We start from the raw sequence: 16,203 nt of genomic DNA on the forward strand, positions 1-16,203 counted from the left end.
AAATGAAACGCCTCACGATCCTCCTCACCCTGCTGTTCCTCGCCTTCGGCGCCGCCGCCAAGGACAACGACCACGCCAAGTGGGAACCGGATATCCAGGCCTTCGAGGCCACCGACAAGGCCACGCCGCCGCCCCAGAACGCCGTCCTGTTCATCGGCAGCTCGTCCATCCGCTTCTGGAAAAGCCTGGCCACGGATTTCCCTGGCTACAAAGTGATCAACCGCGGCTTCGGCGGCTCGGATCTCGACGACGCCACGGCCTTCGCCGACCGCATCGTCAAGCCGTACCACCCGGCCGCCATCGTGGTGTACGCGGGCGATAACGACCTGCAGAACGGTGACACCCCCGAGCAGGTGCGCGACGACTTCATCGCCTTCGTGGCCAAGGTGCGTTCCTACCAGGCCGACGTGCCCATCGCCTTCATCTCGATCAAGCCCAGCATCGCCCGCCTGGCGCTGCTGCCGAATATCGACCTGGCCAACCAGCTCATCCGCGACCAGGCCATGAAGGAGAAGGGCGTGGCGTTCCTCGACGTGGCCCCGGCCATGGTCGATGCGGACGGCAAGCCCAGGCCCGAGCTCTTCATCGAGGACGGCCTGCACATGAACCCGAAGGGCTACGCACTGTGGGTGGCGCAGGTGGGGCCGTGGCTCGCCGACCACGCCATGGCCGCGCAAGTTAAACAGACGCCAAACGCCTCCCCGAAGTAGTACGGGAACTTCACGGCCCAGCCCTTATCTAAGTATTCGATCGCTGCGAAGCGACCTGTTGGCAATCGGCGGGCAGACTGGCCGACCGATTGTCCCGGGTCCCGCTATTTCCCCTGATAGCCTGGACCCGACGCGACCCCGGCAGCTCCTCCCCTGGCTGCCGGGGTTTTATTTTGCCCAACGAAAAGTTTCGAACAAAAAAATAACGGGCCGGCGTTCGCCGACCCGTTTTTGTTCGTGCCTTGCCCTGCGGGCTGGTTACGCGGCCACGCGGCCCGCGTAAGGGCGGATGGACGTATCGAACGCACGCCACACACCGTCGTTGCCCTGGATGTTCAGGCAGATATCGGAGCCCGCCTGGCTGGCCTCGATGCGGCGCGCCTCGGTGAAGGCACACTCGAGCGCGTCGTCGCGCGAGCAGAACTCGCCGTACTCAGCCTCGTTTTTCTGCAGAAGCCAGAGGCCCGGCCCCACCGACTCAAACGGAATATCGAAGACAACCACGATGGACCCACCCTGTTCTGACCGTTGATGGTTCCATCGTAAGGTGCCGTTCGTTAGGCCGCCGTTGAGTTTCAGTTGTCTGCGCCGGAAGCGAAGCCTTCGCGGGTGCCACGCTGGAACACCTTGTCGGTGCCGAGCACGTCGGCGGCGGCCACGGGGCTGCCCTCGGCCAGGCTGGCGTAGATCGGGGTGAAGTCCGGGCGGGTGGCGTCGAACAGCTGGTCGAAGCTGTCGATGACGAAGTAGGTCTGCTGGTAGGTATCGATGCGGTACTTCGTATTCATCACCCGCTCGAGCCCAAAGCCGATGCGGTTGGGGGCCGCCGAATCAATGGAGTACACCGACTCGCCCTTCGAGCTCACGATGCCGGCGCCGTAGATGCGCATGCCCTCGGGCGTGTTGATGAGGCCGAATTCCACCGTGTACCAGTACAGGCGCGTGAGGTTCATCAGCGCCTCGGGGCCGATGGCGTGCGCCTTCATGCCGCCCTTGCCGTAGGCCTCCATGTAATCGGCGAAGACCGGATTGAGCAGCAGCGGCACGTGGCCGAACAGGTCGTGGAATAGATCGGGCTCGGAAAGGTAATCAAGCTGGTCGGGGCGGCGGATCCACCAGCTCACCGGGAAGCGGCGGTTGGCCAGGTGGTCGAAGAACACCTCATCGGGCAGCAGGCCTTCGACGGCCACGATCTGCCAGCCGGTGGCTTCGCCCAGCACCTTGTTGAGGTCGTCGAAGCGGGGGATGCCGCCTTCGCCAAAACCGAAACGCTCCACGCCCTCGAGGAATTCCTTGCACGCATACGCCGGCAGCAGCTCCCGCTGGCGCTGGTACAGCGTGTTCCACACCTCGTGGTCGGTCTTTGAATAGCTGGCCCACGGCTGCTCCACGATGCCGGTCGCATAGACGGGCACGTATCCGCGGTCGGTTTCCTGGTGTTCGACGCGACGGGGGGTGTCCATGGCGGGCCTCCTTGGGGCTGCTGCGGTGGGTCAGGACAACAGCATAGGCTCAATGCCGCGCAAGAGGGTTGTGTTATTGCACGTTCGAGCACCTTATGTGCAATGATGTTGCGCATTGGATCGATCTCACGGCAGAACCATGCAAGCGACCCTCGACCGCACCGACCTGCGCATCCTGGCCACCCTCCAGGCCAACGGCCGCATTAGCAACGCCGAACTGGCGGCCGAGGTGAACCTCTCGCCCTCGGCCTGCCTGCGCCGGGTGCAGAAGCTCGAGGCGGACGGGGTCCTCGCCGGGTACGGCGCCCGGCTGGAACCGCGGGCCATCGGCCTGGGCCTGCAGGCCTTCGTCCGCGTGCAGCTTTCCCGCCACGAGAGCGACGCGGTGGCCCAGTTCTCGGCCACCGTGGCCGACTGGGACGAGGTGGTGGCCTGCCACGCCCTCACCGGCGACATGGATTACCTGCTCCAGGTGTACGTGGCCGACCTCGACGGCTTCTCGGCCTTCCTCCTCGACCGGCTGTTGAACGCCGCCGGCGTGGCCGACGTCAACACCAGCTTCGTCCTCCGGACGGTCAAGGCCAGCACCGCCCTGCCGCTGGGTAATGCCCGCCCCGCCTAGCGCCATGTACCGACTGTGACTGTGACTGTGGGAGCGCGCTCGCGCGCGATGGACTTGCCGGCACCGCTATCGCGCGCAAGCGCGCTCCCACAGGGATCCACAGGGAAAAGCCAGCCGATCCAACATCGCGCAATTTAAGGGGAAATTAAGATTCCCCTAGCGGCAGGATCGTCCCATCGTTAATCTTGTGCGCTCCATGGAAGCCGCCACCGCCAACGCCACCCCGCGCGACCGCATGCGCCCGCTGCGCTACATGTGGCGCGTGCCCCTGCTGCTCGCGAACATCGTGTTCGCGATCGTCATCTGCGCCTTCATCCTCAGCTGGGCCGGCGGCACCATGAAGAACGGCCGCGAGCCGTTCGCCCACCGCGCCATCCGCCTGTGGTCGAACCTGCAGTTGAGGATCTTCGGCTTCACGGTGCGCGCCTATGGCAAAGCCCTGCACGATCCGGTGCTGTTCGTCGCCAACCACACCTCGTGGCTCGACATCGTGCTGCTGCACTCCCAGCGCGCCGCCTGCTTCGTGGCCAAGGCCGAAATCGCCCGCTGGCCACTCGTCGGCTGGATGGCCGCCCGCGGCGGCACCATCTTCCACCGCCGCGGCAGCAACCATTCGCTGGCGTCGGTCATGGCCGTGATGGTCGAGCGCCTGAAGGAAGGCCGCGCCGTGGCCGTGTTCCCCGAGGGCGGCACCGGCTACAACGGCGTGCTTCGCGTGTTCCATGCCCGCATCTTCCAGGCCGCGCTCGATGCCGAGGTGCCGGTGCAGCCGGTGGCCCTGCGCTTCGCGCGCAACGGTCGCCGCGATATCGACGCCGGCTTCCGCGAGAACGAGAGCTTCATGGGCAACCTCCTGCGCCTGCTGGGTAATCCCCCGCTGGACGTGGAAGTGCACTTCCTCGAACCCGTCAACGTGTCGGCCGATGGCCGCCGGCGCATGGCCGAGACGGCCCGCGAGCGCATCGCCCTCGCGCTGGATACCGACACGCCGGCATGAGCCTGCCAACGGGCGCCGACTTCAACCCGCCGTGGCCGCTGCGCAGCGGCCACATCCAGACCATGCTCTCGTCCAGCGGCATCCGCCGCCGGCTGCTGCCGAAGCGGGCGCACAAGGTGCAGGAAGACGCGCGCGAAGTGCTGGTCGACGTCGGCCACGGCGACCGCCTGAGCGGGCGCTACACCCCCCAGCAGGTGCTGCCCGAATCGCGCGGCCTGGCCATCCTGTTCCACGGCTGGGAAGGCAGCGTCGATTCCACTTACGTGCTGCAGACCGGCAGCCGGCTGCTCGAGGATGGCTGGGACATCTTCCGGCTCAATTTCCGCGACCATGGCGACAGCCACGGCCTGAACGAGGCGCTGTTCCATTCCTGCCGCATCGATGAAGTGGTGGTGGCACTGGGCCAGATCTGCCAGATGTTCCCGGCGAAGGCCGTGGGCGTGGCCGGCTTCTCGCTGGGCGGCAACTTCGCCCTCCGCGCCGCCATGCTGGCGCAGGGCGTGCCCATCGATTACGTGCTGGCGGTGTGCCCCATCATCGACCCCTCCGAGGGCCTTTTCTCGCTGGAAAGCGACGCGCCGTGGTTCTACCAGGCCTACTTCATGCGCAAGTGGCGCCGTTCGCTGCGCCGCAAGCAGGAGGCCTTCCCCACGCAGACGTATTTCGAGCTGGCCGAGCTCAACCAGAACATGCGCGACCTGACGCGCTCGCTGGTGATGCGGCACACGGATTTCGGCTCGCTCGAGGCTTACCTTGATGGCTACTCGGTGGCGGGCGACCGGCTGAAGGCCCTGCACGTGCCGGCCACCATCCTCACCTCGCGCGACGACCCGGTGATCCCCGTGGGCGCGTTCGATGCGCTGGCGCTGCCGCCGAACGTGGAGCTGGATATCGCCACGCATGGCGGGCATTGCGGTTTCATCCGCGATTTCAGCATGACGAGCTTCACCGACGATTACATCGCCGCACGGTTCAACGCCATCGCCCGCTGACCCCGCCTTCGCATCGGTGGTGCCACGCTTGGCATCCGCCTTACCTGTAAGCACGAGAAGGAAAGCAGCATGCGTTTGAACAGCGACAGCATCGAGCAGGGCAAGCCCGTTCCCGAGAAGAACGCCTTCATGGGCCCGGCCGCGGATACCCCGCCCATCAAGCCCGGTGGCAACGCCACGCCGCACCTGGCCTGGACCGAGGTGCCGGCCACGGCCAGGTCGTTCGTCATCGCCGTCATCGATACCGACGTGCCCTCGAAGCCCGACGACGTGAACGTCGAAGGCCGCGAGGTGCCGCGCAACCTGCCGCGCGTCGAGTTCGTGCACTGGCTCATGGCCAATATCCCGCTGGAATGCCGAGAGCTGGCCGAAGGCGCATGCGGCGAGGGCATCGTTCCCCGAGGCAAGGGCAACGGCAAGCTGAAGGACGACCTGGTGGGCCCGCCGGGCTCCGTCCAGGGCCTCAACAGCTACACCGGCTGGTTCAAGGGCGACCCGGACATGGAAGGCCACTACCACGGCTACGACGGCCCGTGCCCGCCGTGGAACGACAGCATCCCGCACCACTACCACTTCCACGTGTACGCGCTGGATGTCGACTCGGTGCCGCTGGAAAACGGCTTCTCGCTCGATGAACTGCGCGACGTGATCAAGGGCCACGTGGTGGACGAAGCCACGCTGACCGGCACCTATTCGCTCAACCCGAAAGTACGTGCGTGACGACGAAGTGAAGGCCTGTCGCTGAACGGCGAGACAGGTAAGCCGGGCTGCTTCACGCAGCATGCGCGGGGCGCGGGACTTAATGGTGCCCGCACCCCACGGGAGGTTCCATCCATGCTGCACTACGCCCTGGTTTTCCTTGTCATCGCGATCATCGCGGCCGTTTTCGGCTTCGGCGGCATCGCGGGTACCGCCGCAGGCATCGCGAAGATCCTTTTCATCATCTTCCTGATCCTGGCCATCATCTCGTTCTTCCGCGGCCGCGGCCCACGCGTCTAGCAGCCCCAGAACCGCATCCTTTAGCCCAGCCATACCGGAGATCGCCATGACCAAGCCCGAGGACCATGTCGCCAACGTCGCCAACGCCGCCGCGAACACCGTGTCGGCCGCCGCGCGCATCGAAGAGCGCGCCGAGCGGGTGAAGCAGGCCACGTCCGACGCCGTGGACCGTACCCGCGACGCCGCCAACCGCGCCACCGACCGCACCAAGGAAGCCGTGGACCGTACGGCCGACCGCGTCGAAAGCGGCCTGCACAATGCCACCGACCGCGCGGCGCATGGCGCTACCCGCGCCGCCGAGAAGGCGGAGGAAGCCAAGCTGCGTGGCAAGGAGGCATATGACGACGCCGTGGACAAGGCCAACGACTGGCTCGACGTGGCCCGTGACTACGTGCGCGAGAAGCCGGTGCAGTCCATCGCCATGGCCGTGGCCGCCGGCTGGCTCGCGGGCCGCATCCTGCGTAATTAATGGTGGACGACGGCACCCAGGGGAAGGAACCGATGGACGAGCCAGCGGCGGGTCCATCGTTTTCCATGCCGCCCTGGATCGACGACCTGCGCCGCCTCGGCATCGGCCTGAAGAACCTCTTCGGCGCCCAGCTCAAGCTGGCCGCCGCCGAGGTGGGCCTGGCCCGCAGCGGCATCGTCATGATGCTGTTCATGGGCCTGGCCGCCATCACCTTCGCGGTGGGGCTGGGTTTCACGCTGCTGGCCCTGGCGGGCTGGGGGCTGGCGCAGTGGTTCGGCTCGTGGGCTTGGGCGCTTGCCGCGCTGGCCGGCCTGCAGGTCATCCTGCTGCTCCTGGCCATCCTCATCTTCCGCCACGGCATGCGTTGGCTTACCCTGCCGGCCACGCGCGCCGAACTCGCCACCCTGGCGAAGCAGGCCGCGGCGCAGGGCAGGGCCGAAGGCGAACTCCGCGCGAACGACAAGGGGTAAGGGCATGGGTATTTTCAGCAGCATGGCGAAAGTGACCGAGGCGCGTGCGCGCGTCGTGGCCGCGCGTGCCGAAACCGTCGCCCCCGCCGCGTCGCTCATCGCCCGCGGTTACGAACACCCCCTCACCGTGCTCGGCATCGCGGCCGGGTCCGGTTTCCTTCTCAGCAGCGTCAAGGTGAACCCGCTCGGCGTGCCGGGCGTCAGCAACCTCGTGGCAGGTGGCACGGCCGATATCGTCGGCAAGATCGTGTCCATCGCGGCCGGCAGCTTCCTGGGCGAAATGGCCGGTGACGCGGCCGATGCCGCCGACGAGGCGACGTGAACCAACCCGCCAATCCGTTTCCCGCGCCCCCGCCCGCGGCGGCGCCGGGCGTCGCTGTCTCGTCACTGGCGCCGGCCTCGCCGCTGTCGCGGCGCAAGCCCGGTAGCGGGCGCAGCACGCGGCGCATTTCGCGGCACCTGCGCGCCATCCGCATCGGGCTGACCGGCCTCATCCTGCTGGCGCTGCTCTACACCATCGCCATCACCAAGTCGTTGCTGGTACCGCTGGTGCTCGCCGGCTTCATCGGCCTGGCCCTGAACCCCATCGTCGCGGCGGCCGCGCGCTGGCGCATCCCGCGCTGGCTGGCCGCGGTGACCGTCATGCTGCTGCTTGGCACGGGCCTGGTCACCGCGGTGACGACGCTGTCGCAGCCCGCGCTGAACTGGTTCCACGAAGCGCCGGCGGCCATGCGCGCGTTCGCGCCCAAGATCAAACCGATGACACAGCAGATCGAGGCCGCCAGCCGGGCCACGCAGACGCTGGTCGGCGGCGCCGTGTCGCGCTACAGCCCGCAGCAGCCGAACCAGTTCGCGTTCAACGCGTGGGATATCGTCTCCACCGCGCCGAAGATCATCGCCAGCGTGCTTACCGTGGCGCTGCTGGTGTTCTTCTTCCTCGTGTACGGCGACGAGATCCTCAGGCGCGCCGTCGAGATATCGCCCACGTTCGCGTACAAGCGGCACACGGTAAGCATCGTGCGCAGCATCCAGGTCGAGGTCTCGAGCTACCTGCTGCTCACGGCCGCCATCAATGTCACGCTGGGCCTGGTTACCGCGGCCATGCTGTACCTGTATGGCGTGCCCGATCCGCTGTTGTGGGGCACGTTCGCCACCATCGCGAACTTCATCCCCTACGTGGGCGCCATCAGCACCACCAGCGTGCTCGCGGTGGTGGGCGCGCTGCATTTCCAGGAACTGGGGCCCGCGCTGCTGCCGGCCGCCACGTTCGCAGGCATCACGGCGGTGGAGGGCAACATGATCACGCCGATGCTGCAGGGCCGCCGTTCGCGGCTGTCGCCGGTGGCGATCCTGCTGTGGCTGTTGATCTGGGGCTGGATCTGGGGCATCCCCGGCGCGATCCTCGCGGTGCCGATGCTGACGTGCGTGAAGCTGATCACGGCGAAGCTGCGTGGCTGGGAGTGGTTTGCGCACATCATCTCGCGATGAGGGTTACTCGATAAATGTAGGAGCCAGCTTGCTGGCGATGCTTTTCCTATCGGTTCATTCGCATTCGCGTTAGCGAATGAACCGAACCGATAAAAAAACCCGGCACGTGCCGGGTCTTTCAAGAGCATCGCGCACAAGTGCGCTCCTACATGTCTTTGTTACCAGGCGATGCGGGCTCGGTCGCGGTAGAAATCGCCCGTGCCGGCTTCCTGTTCGCTTACCAGGGCGGCCCATACCACGCCTTCCGCGCTCTCGGCCACGGGGCGGCCGCCCGCGCCGCCCATGTCGGTCGCGGTCCAGCCGGGGCATACCGCGTTGATCAGGATGCCGCTGCCCTGCGTCTCGCGCGCGATCACCTGCGTGTACGCGTTGAGCGCGGCCTTCGACACGCGGTAGGCGGGGGCCTTCTCGCCGCAGATGGCGCGCGCGGCGCACTCGCTGGAGACGTTCACCACGCGGCCGTAGCCGTGTCGCCGCATCAGCGGCAACACGGCAGCGGTGAGCGACCACGCGCCGAGGAGGTTTACCTCCAGGGCGCCGCGGATGCTGGCGAGGTCGGCCTCGGTCGCCTTGCCGGCGTGGTCGAAGTAGCCGCCGGCATTGTTCACGAGGATATCGAGGCGGCCGAAGCGGCCTTCGATGTGGGCCACGGCGGCGTCGATGTCGCGCGCCCTGGTCACATCGAGTTTCACCGCGTAGGCGTCGCCGCCCAGTTCGCGCACGGCCTTCACCGCTTTATCGCCCTTGGCCGGCTCGCGCATGCCAAGGAACACGGTGACGCCCAGCGAAGCCAGCTGCTTCGCCACCTCGAGGCCGATGCCACGGCTGGCACCGGTGACCAGCGCGACGCGCTGCGTGAGCGGCGGTTCGGTGGCCAGCGTGCGGGGCCGGCCCGGCTTCACCGGCAGGCGGGTGACTTTGGCGGTCATGGCACCTTCGCAACCTCGCTGCACGCGGTGTCGCCGCAAGCCTGCCAGCCACCGCCCAGTGCCTTGTACAGCTGCACCGCGCGGACGTTGATCGCGGCTTCGGCTTCGGCCAGCTGGTCTTCGGCCGAGAGCTGGGTACGCTCGGCGTCGAGCAGTTCCAGGTAGTCGGTGCGGCCGGCGTCGTAACGCAGCTTGGCCAGCTCGGCGGCGCGGCGGCTCTCGCTCGCCTGCACCAGCAACTTCTCCACGCGAACGCGCTGCTGGTTGAAGCCGACGAGGGAGTTGTCGACGTCTTCCAGCGCAGTCAGCACGGTGCGGTCGTAGTTGGCATGCGCCTCTTCCGCCCGGGCCTTCGCGCCCTTCACGCCCGAGGCCACGCGCTGCACGTTGAGGCCCTGCCACGAGATGCTCGGGGCCAGCGACCACGCGCGCGAGTTGGCGCCGCCGAAGTCGTTGTCGCGGCCGGCGAGGAAGCCGATGAAGCCGCCCAGCGAGATATGCGGGAACCAGTCGGCCTTCGCGACCCCGATGCGCGCGCTCGCGGCGGCGAGCTCGCGCTCGGCGATGCGGATGTCCGGGCGGCGCGACAGCACCTCGTCCGCGCCACCGATGGCGATGCTCACGTCGATCGGCTTGAACGTCGCCGGGGAGAGATCGATGTCGAGCTCACCCGGGCGGGCGCCCAACAGCACGGCAAGGCGGAACTGATCAGCCGACGCCTGGGTTTCCAGCACGGGAAGCTGCGCTTCCACCGACGCCAGGCGTGCCTTCGCGCTGGCCAGGTCCTGCTCGGCGCCGGTGCCCACGTCGACGCGTGCCTGGATCACCTTCAGCGAATCCCGTTGGTTGGCGATATCGCGCTTCGCCACGTCGATGCGCAGCTGCGTGCCGCGCAGGTCGAAATAGTTGCGCGCCACTTCGGCGAACAACGTGACCTGCGCATCCTGTACCGAGGCTTCGCCCGCGCCGGCATCGGCACGCGCGGCCTCCACCGAGCGGCGGACGCCGCCGAACAGGTCGAGCTCCCACGAGGCGTCGAAGCCGGCCTGGTAGGCCGTCGTGGTGATGCGGTCGTCGGTGAAGCCCGGCTGCTGCTGGCGGCTGCGGGTGTACGAGACACCCGTTCCCACGTCGGGGATCTGCTGCGACTTCGCCGTGCCGAGCGCGGCGCGCGCCTGGTTGAGGCGGGCGAGCGCGACGCGAAGGTCGGGCGCGTTCTTCGCCGCGCGCTGGATAAGGCTATCCAGCGTCGGGTCGTTGAACTGCTTCCACCACTGCGCCTGGAACTCGGTGGCGCTCTGTTGCTGGGCGTCGACGCCCTGCAGCGTCACCGGGGCTTCCTTCGGCGCGTGGTAGTCGGGGCCCACGCTCGCGCAACCGGCGAGGACGAGGGCCGCGAACAGGGCCGTTGTGCGGAATAACGTTTTCATGGATCAGACCTCGCGGGCCGCGTGTTCGAGGAGACGGCGCTCGCGGCGAGCGGCACGCTTCGCTTCCGAGCGCTCGTTCCACGCGCGGATCAGCACGTAGAAGAGCGGGGTGAAGATCAGGCCGAAGAAGGTGACGCCCAGCATGCCGGAGAACACCGCCACGCCCATGGCATGGCGCATCTCCGCACCGGCACCGTGCGAGGTCACCAGCGGCACCACGCCCATGATGAAGGCGAACGACGTCATCAGGATGGGGCGCAGGCGCAGGCGGGCGGCCTCGAGCACGGCGTCCACGCGGTTCATGCCTTCGATCTCGGCCTCGCGGGCGAACTCGACGATGAGGATGGCATTCTTGCACGCCAGGCCCACCAGCACGATCAGGCCGATCTGGGTGAAGATGTTGTTGTCGCCCCCGGTGATGAACACACCGAAGATCGCGGACAGCAGCACCATCGGCACGATGAGGATCACCGCCAGCGGCAGGCTCAGGCTCTCGTACAGCGAGGCCAGCACCAGGAACACCAGCAGCACCGAGAGGGGGAACACCAGCACCGCGGTGTTGCCCGCGAGGATCTGCTGGTAGGTCAGCTCGGTCCACTCGAACGACATGCCGTTGGGCAGGTTCTCCTTCACCAGCTTTTCCATCGCCGCCTGCGCCTGGCCCGTGCTGTAGCCCGGGGCCGCACCGCCGTTGATCTCGGCGGTGGGGAACCCGTTGTAATGCTGCACGCGGTCGGGGCCATTCGTCTGGCGCATGGTGAGGAACGAGCCCAGCGGCACGAGGTCGCCGTTGGCGTTGCGCGTCTTCAGGTTGGCGACGTCCGAGGCCTCGTGGCGGAACGACGGTTCCGCGGAGACGTTCACCTGGTAGGTGCGGCCGAAGCGGTTGAAGTCGTTCACGTACAGCGAGCCGAGGTAGGCGGCCATGGTCTGGAACACATCGCCCAGGTCCACGCCTTCCGACTTCGCCTTCTCGCGGTCGATGTCGGCGTCGTACTGCGGCACGCTCACCTGGTAACTGGTGAACAGGTGCGCCAGCTCCGGCGTCTTCTGGCTCTTGGCGATGATGTTCTGCGTCTGCTTGTACAGCTCCTCGAAGCCGAGGTCGGCGCGGTCTTCGATCTGCATGCGGAAACCGCCGATCGTGCCCAGGCCGTTCACCGGCGGGGGCGGGAAGATCGCGATGTACGCATCCTGGATCGACGCGAACTTGGCGTTCAGCGCGGCGGCGATGGCATCGGCCGAGAGATCCTTCGAGCGGCGCTCCTCGAACGGCTTCAGCGTGACGAACACGATGCCGGCGTTGGTGGAGTTGGTGAAGCCGTTAATGGACAGGCCCGGGAACTGCACGGCGCTTTCCACGCCCGGCTGCTGCAGGGCGATATCACCCATGCGGCGCACCACGCCCTCGGTACGGTCGAGCGAGGCGGCATCGGGCAGCTGCGCGAACGACACGAGGTATTGCTTGTCCTGCGAGGGCACGAAGCCCGTGGGCACCTTGGCGAAGCCGAAGAAGGCCAGCGCCACCAGGCCCGCGTACAGGAACAGCACCACGGCCGAGAAGCGCAGGATCTTGTTCACGCCGCTGACATAGCCGTTGGCGGCGCGCTCGAACGCGCGGTTGAACGGACGGAACACCCAGCCGAGGCCGCGCTCCATCCACACCGTGAGCTTATCCTTCGGCTCGTCGCGGCCCTTCAGCAGGATGGCGGAAAGCGCCGGGCTGAGGGTGAGCGAGTTGAATGCCGAGATGACCGTCGAGATGGCGATGGTGAGCGCGAACTGGCGATAGAACTGGCCGGTGAGGCCACTGATGAAGGCGGCCGGCACGAACACCGCGCACAGCACGAGTGCCGTTGCGACGATGGGGCCAGTCACTTCCGTCATGGCCATGCGCGTGGCCATCTTCGGTTCCTGCCCGTGTTCGATGTGGCGCTCGACGTTCTCCACCACCACGATGGCGTCGTCGACCACGATGCCGATGGCCAGCACCAGGCCGAACAGCGACAGGGCGTTCAGCGAGAAGCCCGCCACGTACATGATGGCGAACGTACCGATGAGCGAAACAGGCACGGCCACCAGCGGGATGATCGAGGCGCGCCAGGTCTGCAGGAACAGGATCACCACCAGCACCACGAGGATGATGGCTTCGAACAGCGTGTGCACCACCGCATCGATCGAACCGCGCACGAACACCGTGGGGTCGTAGACGATGGAATAGTCGACGCCCTGCGGGAACTCCTTCTTCAGCTGGGCCATCTCCGCGCGCACTTCATCCGAAATGGCGATGGCGTTGGAGCCCGGGCGCTGGAAGATGGGGATGGCGACGGCTTCGCGGTTGTTCAGCAGGCTGCGCAGGGCGTAGTTGTTCGAGCCCAGTTCCACGCGCGCCACGTCGCGCAGGTGGGTGACGGAGTCGCCTTCGCTGCGGACGATGATGTTGCCGAAGTCGTCCTCGCTGACGAGGCGGCCCTTGGTGTTGATGTTGAGCTGGAACGCGTTGGTGTTCGGGCCGGGCGGCGCATTGAGCGAGCCGGCCGCCACTTCGATGTTCTGCTCGCGGATCGCCTTCACCACGTCGCCGGTGGTGAGGTTGCGGATGCTCAGCTGCTCCGGGTTCATCCAGATGCGCATGCTGTATTCGCCGGCGCCGAACAGCTGCACGTCGCCCACGCCATCGAGGCGGGCGAGCTGGTCCTTGATGTGCGTGCGCGCGTAGTTCGACAGGTACAGCATGTCGTAGCGGTGGTCGGGCGACGTAAGGTGCACGACCATGGTGAGGTCGGGCGAACTCTTGTTCGTCGTCACGCCCAGGCGCTGCACTTCCTCGGGCAGGCGGGGCAGGGCCTGCGACACGCGGTTCTGCACCTGCACCTGGGCGTTATCCAGGTCGGTGCCGAGGGCGAAGGTCACGGTCAGCGTCATCGCGCCGTCGCTGGTGGCCTGCGACGAGGTGTAGAGCATGCCTTCCACGCCGTTGATCTGTTCTTCCAGCGGGGTGGCGACGGTTTCGGCGATGGTCTTGGGGTTGGCGCCCGGGTAGGTGGCCTTCACCACCACGGTGGGCGGCACCACCTCGGGGTATTCGCTGATCGGCAGCTTGAACACGGCGATACCGCCCGCGATCAGGAACAGCACCGACAGCACGCCCGCCAGGATGGGGCGTTCGACGAAGAATTGGGCGATTTTCATGGTGGATCAGTCCTGCGTCTGCGCCACGCTGTCGACGCCGGCGGGGCGGCTGGCGACATTGCGCGCGCTATCGGGTACCAGGGAGGCCATGGCCACGCGCTTGGCGTTCACTTCCACGCCGGGGCGCACGCGCTGCAGGCCGTTGACGATCACGACATCCTCGGCATTGAGGCCGTTGTCGACCACGCGCAGGCCGTCGACAAGCGCACCGGTGGACACGCGGCGGTACTCCACCTTCTTGTCCTTGCCCAGCACGTAGACGAACTTGTTGCCGAGGTCGGTGCCCACGGCCTTGTCGTCGATCAGCGCGCGCGGCTGTGCGTTGCCGCTGCGCAGTTCCACGCGGGCGAACAGGCCGGCGGTGAACGCGCCATCGGCATTGGGGAACACCGCGCGCAGGCGGATCGTGCCGGCGCCGGCACGCACCTGGTTGTCGACGAAATCGATCTTGCCCACGTGCGGGTAGCCCTGCTCGTCGGCCAGGCCCATGTCGACCTCCGGCGCACGGCCGTTCTGCCGGCGCAGGCGGTCGAGCTTCAGGAAGGTCTGCTCGTCGACATCGAAGTAGACGTACATCGGGTCGACGGTGACGACGCTGGTCAGCGTGTCGGTGGGCGAGACGAGGTTGCCGGCGGTGATCTGCGCGTTGCTGACCTTGCCATCGACCGGCGCGCGCACCTCGGTGAACGAGAGGTTGAGGCGGGCGTTGTCGAGCGCGGCCTGCACCGACGCCACCTGGGCCTTCGCGCTGGCGGCGGCGGTGTCGAGCCGGTCGGCCTCTTCCTGCGAGACCGCATGCTGGGCGACCAGCTTGCTGCCGCGGGCCGCGTTGGCGTCGGCGTTCTTCGCCTCGGCGCGGGCCTGGGCCAGGTTGGCGGCGAGGCGATCGGCCTCCGCACGGTACGGGCGCGGGTCGATGGTGAAGAGCAGGTCGCCCTTCTTCACCGTGGCGCCTTCGCGGAAATGCACCGAATCCACGTAGCCGCTGACACGCGGGCGCACCTGGATCGAATCGACGGCCTGCACCCGGCCGGTGAAGGTGTTGCTGTCAGCCACCGGGCGCAGCAGCACCTGGGCAACGGTGACCTCGGGCGCGGCCATGCCAGCGGTGGGCTCGGCGGCGTGGGTGCTGGGCGCGCCCAGCCAGATGGCGGAGGCGATGGCGACGGCTAAGGCGCTGGAGCCGAAGAGGATTTTCTTTTTCATGGGGCAGCCTGGGACCTTGAGGGAAAGTAGGTGGGCTGGGACGGGTGGTGGGTGGTGGGAGTGGCATCCGGAGGGCCCTTGCCCCACCTATTGCCACTCCCACCACCCATCTCCCGCCCCCGCTGTTGCTCTGGCTGCGTAACCTAGGTCTTGCGCGTCAAGTAAAAAATGGGTCTACAATCATCGCGGCTGTGACCCAGAGTCACGAATGCACCCACTCCGGAGTTCGCGATGGAAGACTTTTCCGCTATCAGCGTGTTTGTCCGGGTGGTGGAGGCGAAGAGCTTCTCGGCCGCCGCCACCCACCTCGAAATGACCCCGTCGGGGGTGAGCCGCGCCATCTCGCGCCTGGAGGAAAGCCTGGGCGCCCGGCTGTTCTTCCGCTCAACGCGTTCGCTGCGGTTGACCGACGATGGCAGCGCGTTCTACTCGCGCTGCAAGGAGATCCTCTCCGACCTCACCGAGGCCACCGAGGCCCTCGGGTATGCCAAGACCAAGCCGGCGGGCAAGCTCCGCGTGGCGGCGTCATCGGCCGTGGGCCGGGCCGCGCTCATCCCCAACCTGGCGGAATTCGAGATGCGGTTCCCGGATATCCGCCTCGAGCTGACCATGTGCGATTACCCCTTCGACCTCAACGAGGAGGGGTTCGATTGCGCCATCCGCATGGGCGAGCTGGCGGATTCCAGCCTCATCGCGCGGAAGATCGGCCACTTCAGCAACGTGCTGTGCGCCTCGCCGTCGTACCTGGCGCGGCACGGCACGCCGTCGTCCATCGAGGACCTGAAGACCCACCGCACGGTCAATTTCGTGCACCCGAGCACGGGCAAGCCCTACCAGTGGCAGTTCGACTCCCCGGGCGGGCGCGTGTCCGTGGACGTGGACGCCCACATGCTGATCAACGACGGTGAATCAGTGATCCAGGCCGCCATCGCGGGGCTTGGCATCATCCAGGCGCCGCACTGCCTGGCCGCGTGCGCGCTGCAGAAGGGCCTGCTTGAGATCATCATGACCGACACGATCTCCACCGGCTCGAACCTGTGGATCGTCTACCCGCAGAAGCGCCACCTCTCGGCCCGCGTGCAGGCCTTCATCGAGTGGACCAGCGAGCTGTTCCAGCGCACCAGCGACCCGCAATGCCGGCTGGTGGAGCAGCAGCAGGCGGCGTTGGAGGCCGCCCGCAAGAAAAAGCCGGCGCCAGCGGCCATCGCGGCGGTGGCCTGACGCTGCGTGGCCCAC

At 67.1% G+C, this 16,203-nt stretch carries 17 protein-coding genes; 11 read left to right on the top strand and 6 right to left on the bottom strand.

Annotation, left to right across the window (positions count from 1 at the left end):
• Positions 1-2 precede the first annotated feature (2 nt).
• Positions 3-710 carry an SGNH/GDSL hydrolase family protein gene (locus tag VI08_RS07155; RefSeq protein ID WP_045828859.1) on the top strand — a complete coding sequence of 236 codons (708 nt, stop codon included), beginning with the start codon at positions 3-5 and terminating at the stop codon, positions 708-710.
• Positions 711-968: 258 nt separating this feature from the next.
• Here VI08_RS07155 and VI08_RS07160 read toward each other — a convergent pair whose 3' ends face one another.
• Both VI08_RS07160 and phhA read right to left on the bottom strand, forming a co-directional pair.
• A complete protein-coding gene (locus VI08_RS07160) occupies positions 969-1,214 on the bottom strand; it encodes a hypothetical protein (RefSeq protein ID WP_045828860.1) in 246 nt (81 codons plus the stop codon).
• A 71-nt stretch (positions 1,215-1,285) separates the two neighbouring features.
• Positions 1,286-2,173 carry a phenylalanine 4-monooxygenase gene (gene phhA / locus VI08_RS07165; RefSeq protein ID WP_045828861.1) on the bottom strand — a complete coding sequence of 296 codons (888 nt, stop codon included), beginning with the start codon at positions 2,171-2,173 and terminating at the stop codon, positions 1,286-1,288.
• Positions 2,174-2,312: 139 nt separating this feature from the next.
• Here phhA and VI08_RS07170 point away from each other — a divergent pair, with 139 nt between their 5' ends.
• From VI08_RS07170 to VI08_RS07210, 9 genes are all read left to right on the top strand, one after another.
• Entirely contained in the window at positions 2,313-2,795 is a 483-nt protein-coding gene (locus tag VI08_RS07170) for an Lrp/AsnC family transcriptional regulator (protein WP_045828862.1), read from the top strand.
• Between the two features lie 196 nt (positions 2,796-2,991).
• Positions 2,992-3,792, top strand: coding sequence for a lysophospholipid acyltransferase family protein (locus tag VI08_RS07175; protein WP_045828863.1), 801 nt, complete (start codon positions 2,992-2,994; stop codon positions 3,790-3,792).
• On the top strand, positions 3,789-4,784 hold the full coding sequence (locus VI08_RS07180) for a YheT family hydrolase (RefSeq protein ID WP_045828864.1): 996 nt from the start codon (positions 3,789-3,791) through the stop codon (positions 4,782-4,784). Before VI08_RS07175 ends, VI08_RS07180 begins: the two co-directional genes overlap by 4 nt.
• A gap of 69 nt (positions 4,785-4,853) precedes the next feature.
• Positions 4,854-5,504: a YbhB/YbcL family Raf kinase inhibitor-like protein gene (locus VI08_RS07185; protein ID WP_045828865.1), complete on the top strand. Its 651-nt coding sequence runs from the start codon at positions 4,854-4,856 to the stop codon at positions 5,502-5,504.
• 114 nt (positions 5,505-5,618) lie between these two features.
• Positions 5,619-5,783: a DUF1328 domain-containing protein gene (locus VI08_RS21205; RefSeq protein ID WP_045828866.1), complete on the top strand. Its 165-nt coding sequence runs from the start codon at positions 5,619-5,621 to the stop codon at positions 5,781-5,783.
• A 46-nt stretch (positions 5,784-5,829) separates the two neighbouring features.
• On the top strand, positions 5,830-6,252 hold the full coding sequence (locus VI08_RS07195) for a DUF883 family protein (RefSeq protein WP_157006427.1): 423 nt from the start codon (positions 5,830-5,832) through the stop codon (positions 6,250-6,252).
• A 65-nt stretch (positions 6,253-6,317) separates the two neighbouring features.
• Positions 6,318-6,722 (top strand): ABC transporter ATP-binding protein, encoded by a 405-nt coding sequence (locus VI08_RS07200; RefSeq protein ID WP_157006430.1) that lies wholly within the window; start codon positions 6,318-6,320, stop codon positions 6,720-6,722.
• Positions 6,723-6,726: 4 nt separating this feature from the next.
• Positions 6,727-7,044 carry a hypothetical protein gene (locus VI08_RS07205; RefSeq protein WP_045828867.1) on the top strand — a complete coding sequence of 106 codons (318 nt, stop codon included), beginning with the start codon at positions 6,727-6,729 and terminating at the stop codon, positions 7,042-7,044.
• The gene (locus tag VI08_RS07210; RefSeq protein ID WP_045828868.1) at positions 7,041-8,210 is read left to right on the top strand and encodes an AI-2E family transporter; all 1,170 of its coding nucleotides are present in this window, start codon (positions 7,041-7,043) and stop codon (positions 8,208-8,210) included. The genes VI08_RS07205 and VI08_RS07210 overlap by 4 nt, the downstream gene beginning before the upstream one ends.
• 158 nt (positions 8,211-8,368) lie before the next feature.
• Here VI08_RS07210 and VI08_RS07215 read toward each other — a convergent pair whose 3' ends face one another.
• From VI08_RS07215 to VI08_RS07230, 4 genes are read right to left on the bottom strand one after another with little or no spacing between them, the layout of a single operon-like run.
• Positions 8,369-9,139 carry an SDR family NAD(P)-dependent oxidoreductase gene (locus VI08_RS07215; RefSeq protein ID WP_045828869.1) on the bottom strand — a complete coding sequence of 257 codons (771 nt, stop codon included), beginning with the start codon at positions 9,137-9,139 and terminating at the stop codon, positions 8,369-8,371.
• A complete protein-coding gene (locus VI08_RS07220) occupies positions 9,136-10,569 on the bottom strand; it encodes an efflux transporter outer membrane subunit (RefSeq protein WP_045828870.1) in 1,434 nt (477 codons plus the stop codon). Before VI08_RS07220 ends, VI08_RS07215 begins: the two co-directional genes overlap by 4 nt.
• A 3-nt stretch (positions 10,570-10,572) precedes the next feature.
• Positions 10,573-13,761 carry an efflux RND transporter permease subunit gene (locus VI08_RS07225; protein WP_045828871.1) on the bottom strand — a complete coding sequence of 1,063 codons (3,189 nt, stop codon included), beginning with the start codon at positions 13,759-13,761 and terminating at the stop codon, positions 10,573-10,575.
• Positions 13,762-13,767: 6 nt separating this feature from the next.
• The gene (locus VI08_RS07230; RefSeq protein WP_052697744.1) at positions 13,768-14,967 is read right to left on the bottom strand and encodes an efflux RND transporter periplasmic adaptor subunit; all 1,200 of its coding nucleotides are present in this window, start codon (positions 14,965-14,967) and stop codon (positions 13,768-13,770) included.
• Positions 14,968-15,198: 231 nt separating this feature from the next.
• On the opposite strand from VI08_RS07230, the gene VI08_RS07235 reads away from it, so the two are divergent.
• Positions 15,199-16,188, top strand: a complete 990-nt coding sequence (locus VI08_RS07235; RefSeq protein WP_045828872.1) for a LysR family transcriptional regulator — start codon at positions 15,199-15,201, stop codon at positions 16,186-16,188.
• Positions 16,189-16,203: the final 15 nt, after the last annotated feature.

It is taken from the genome of Luteibacter yeojuensis, assembly GCF_000964085.1.
Taxonomy (GTDB): Bacteria; Pseudomonadota; Gammaproteobacteria; order Xanthomonadales; family Rhodanobacteraceae; genus Luteibacter; species Luteibacter yeojuensis_A.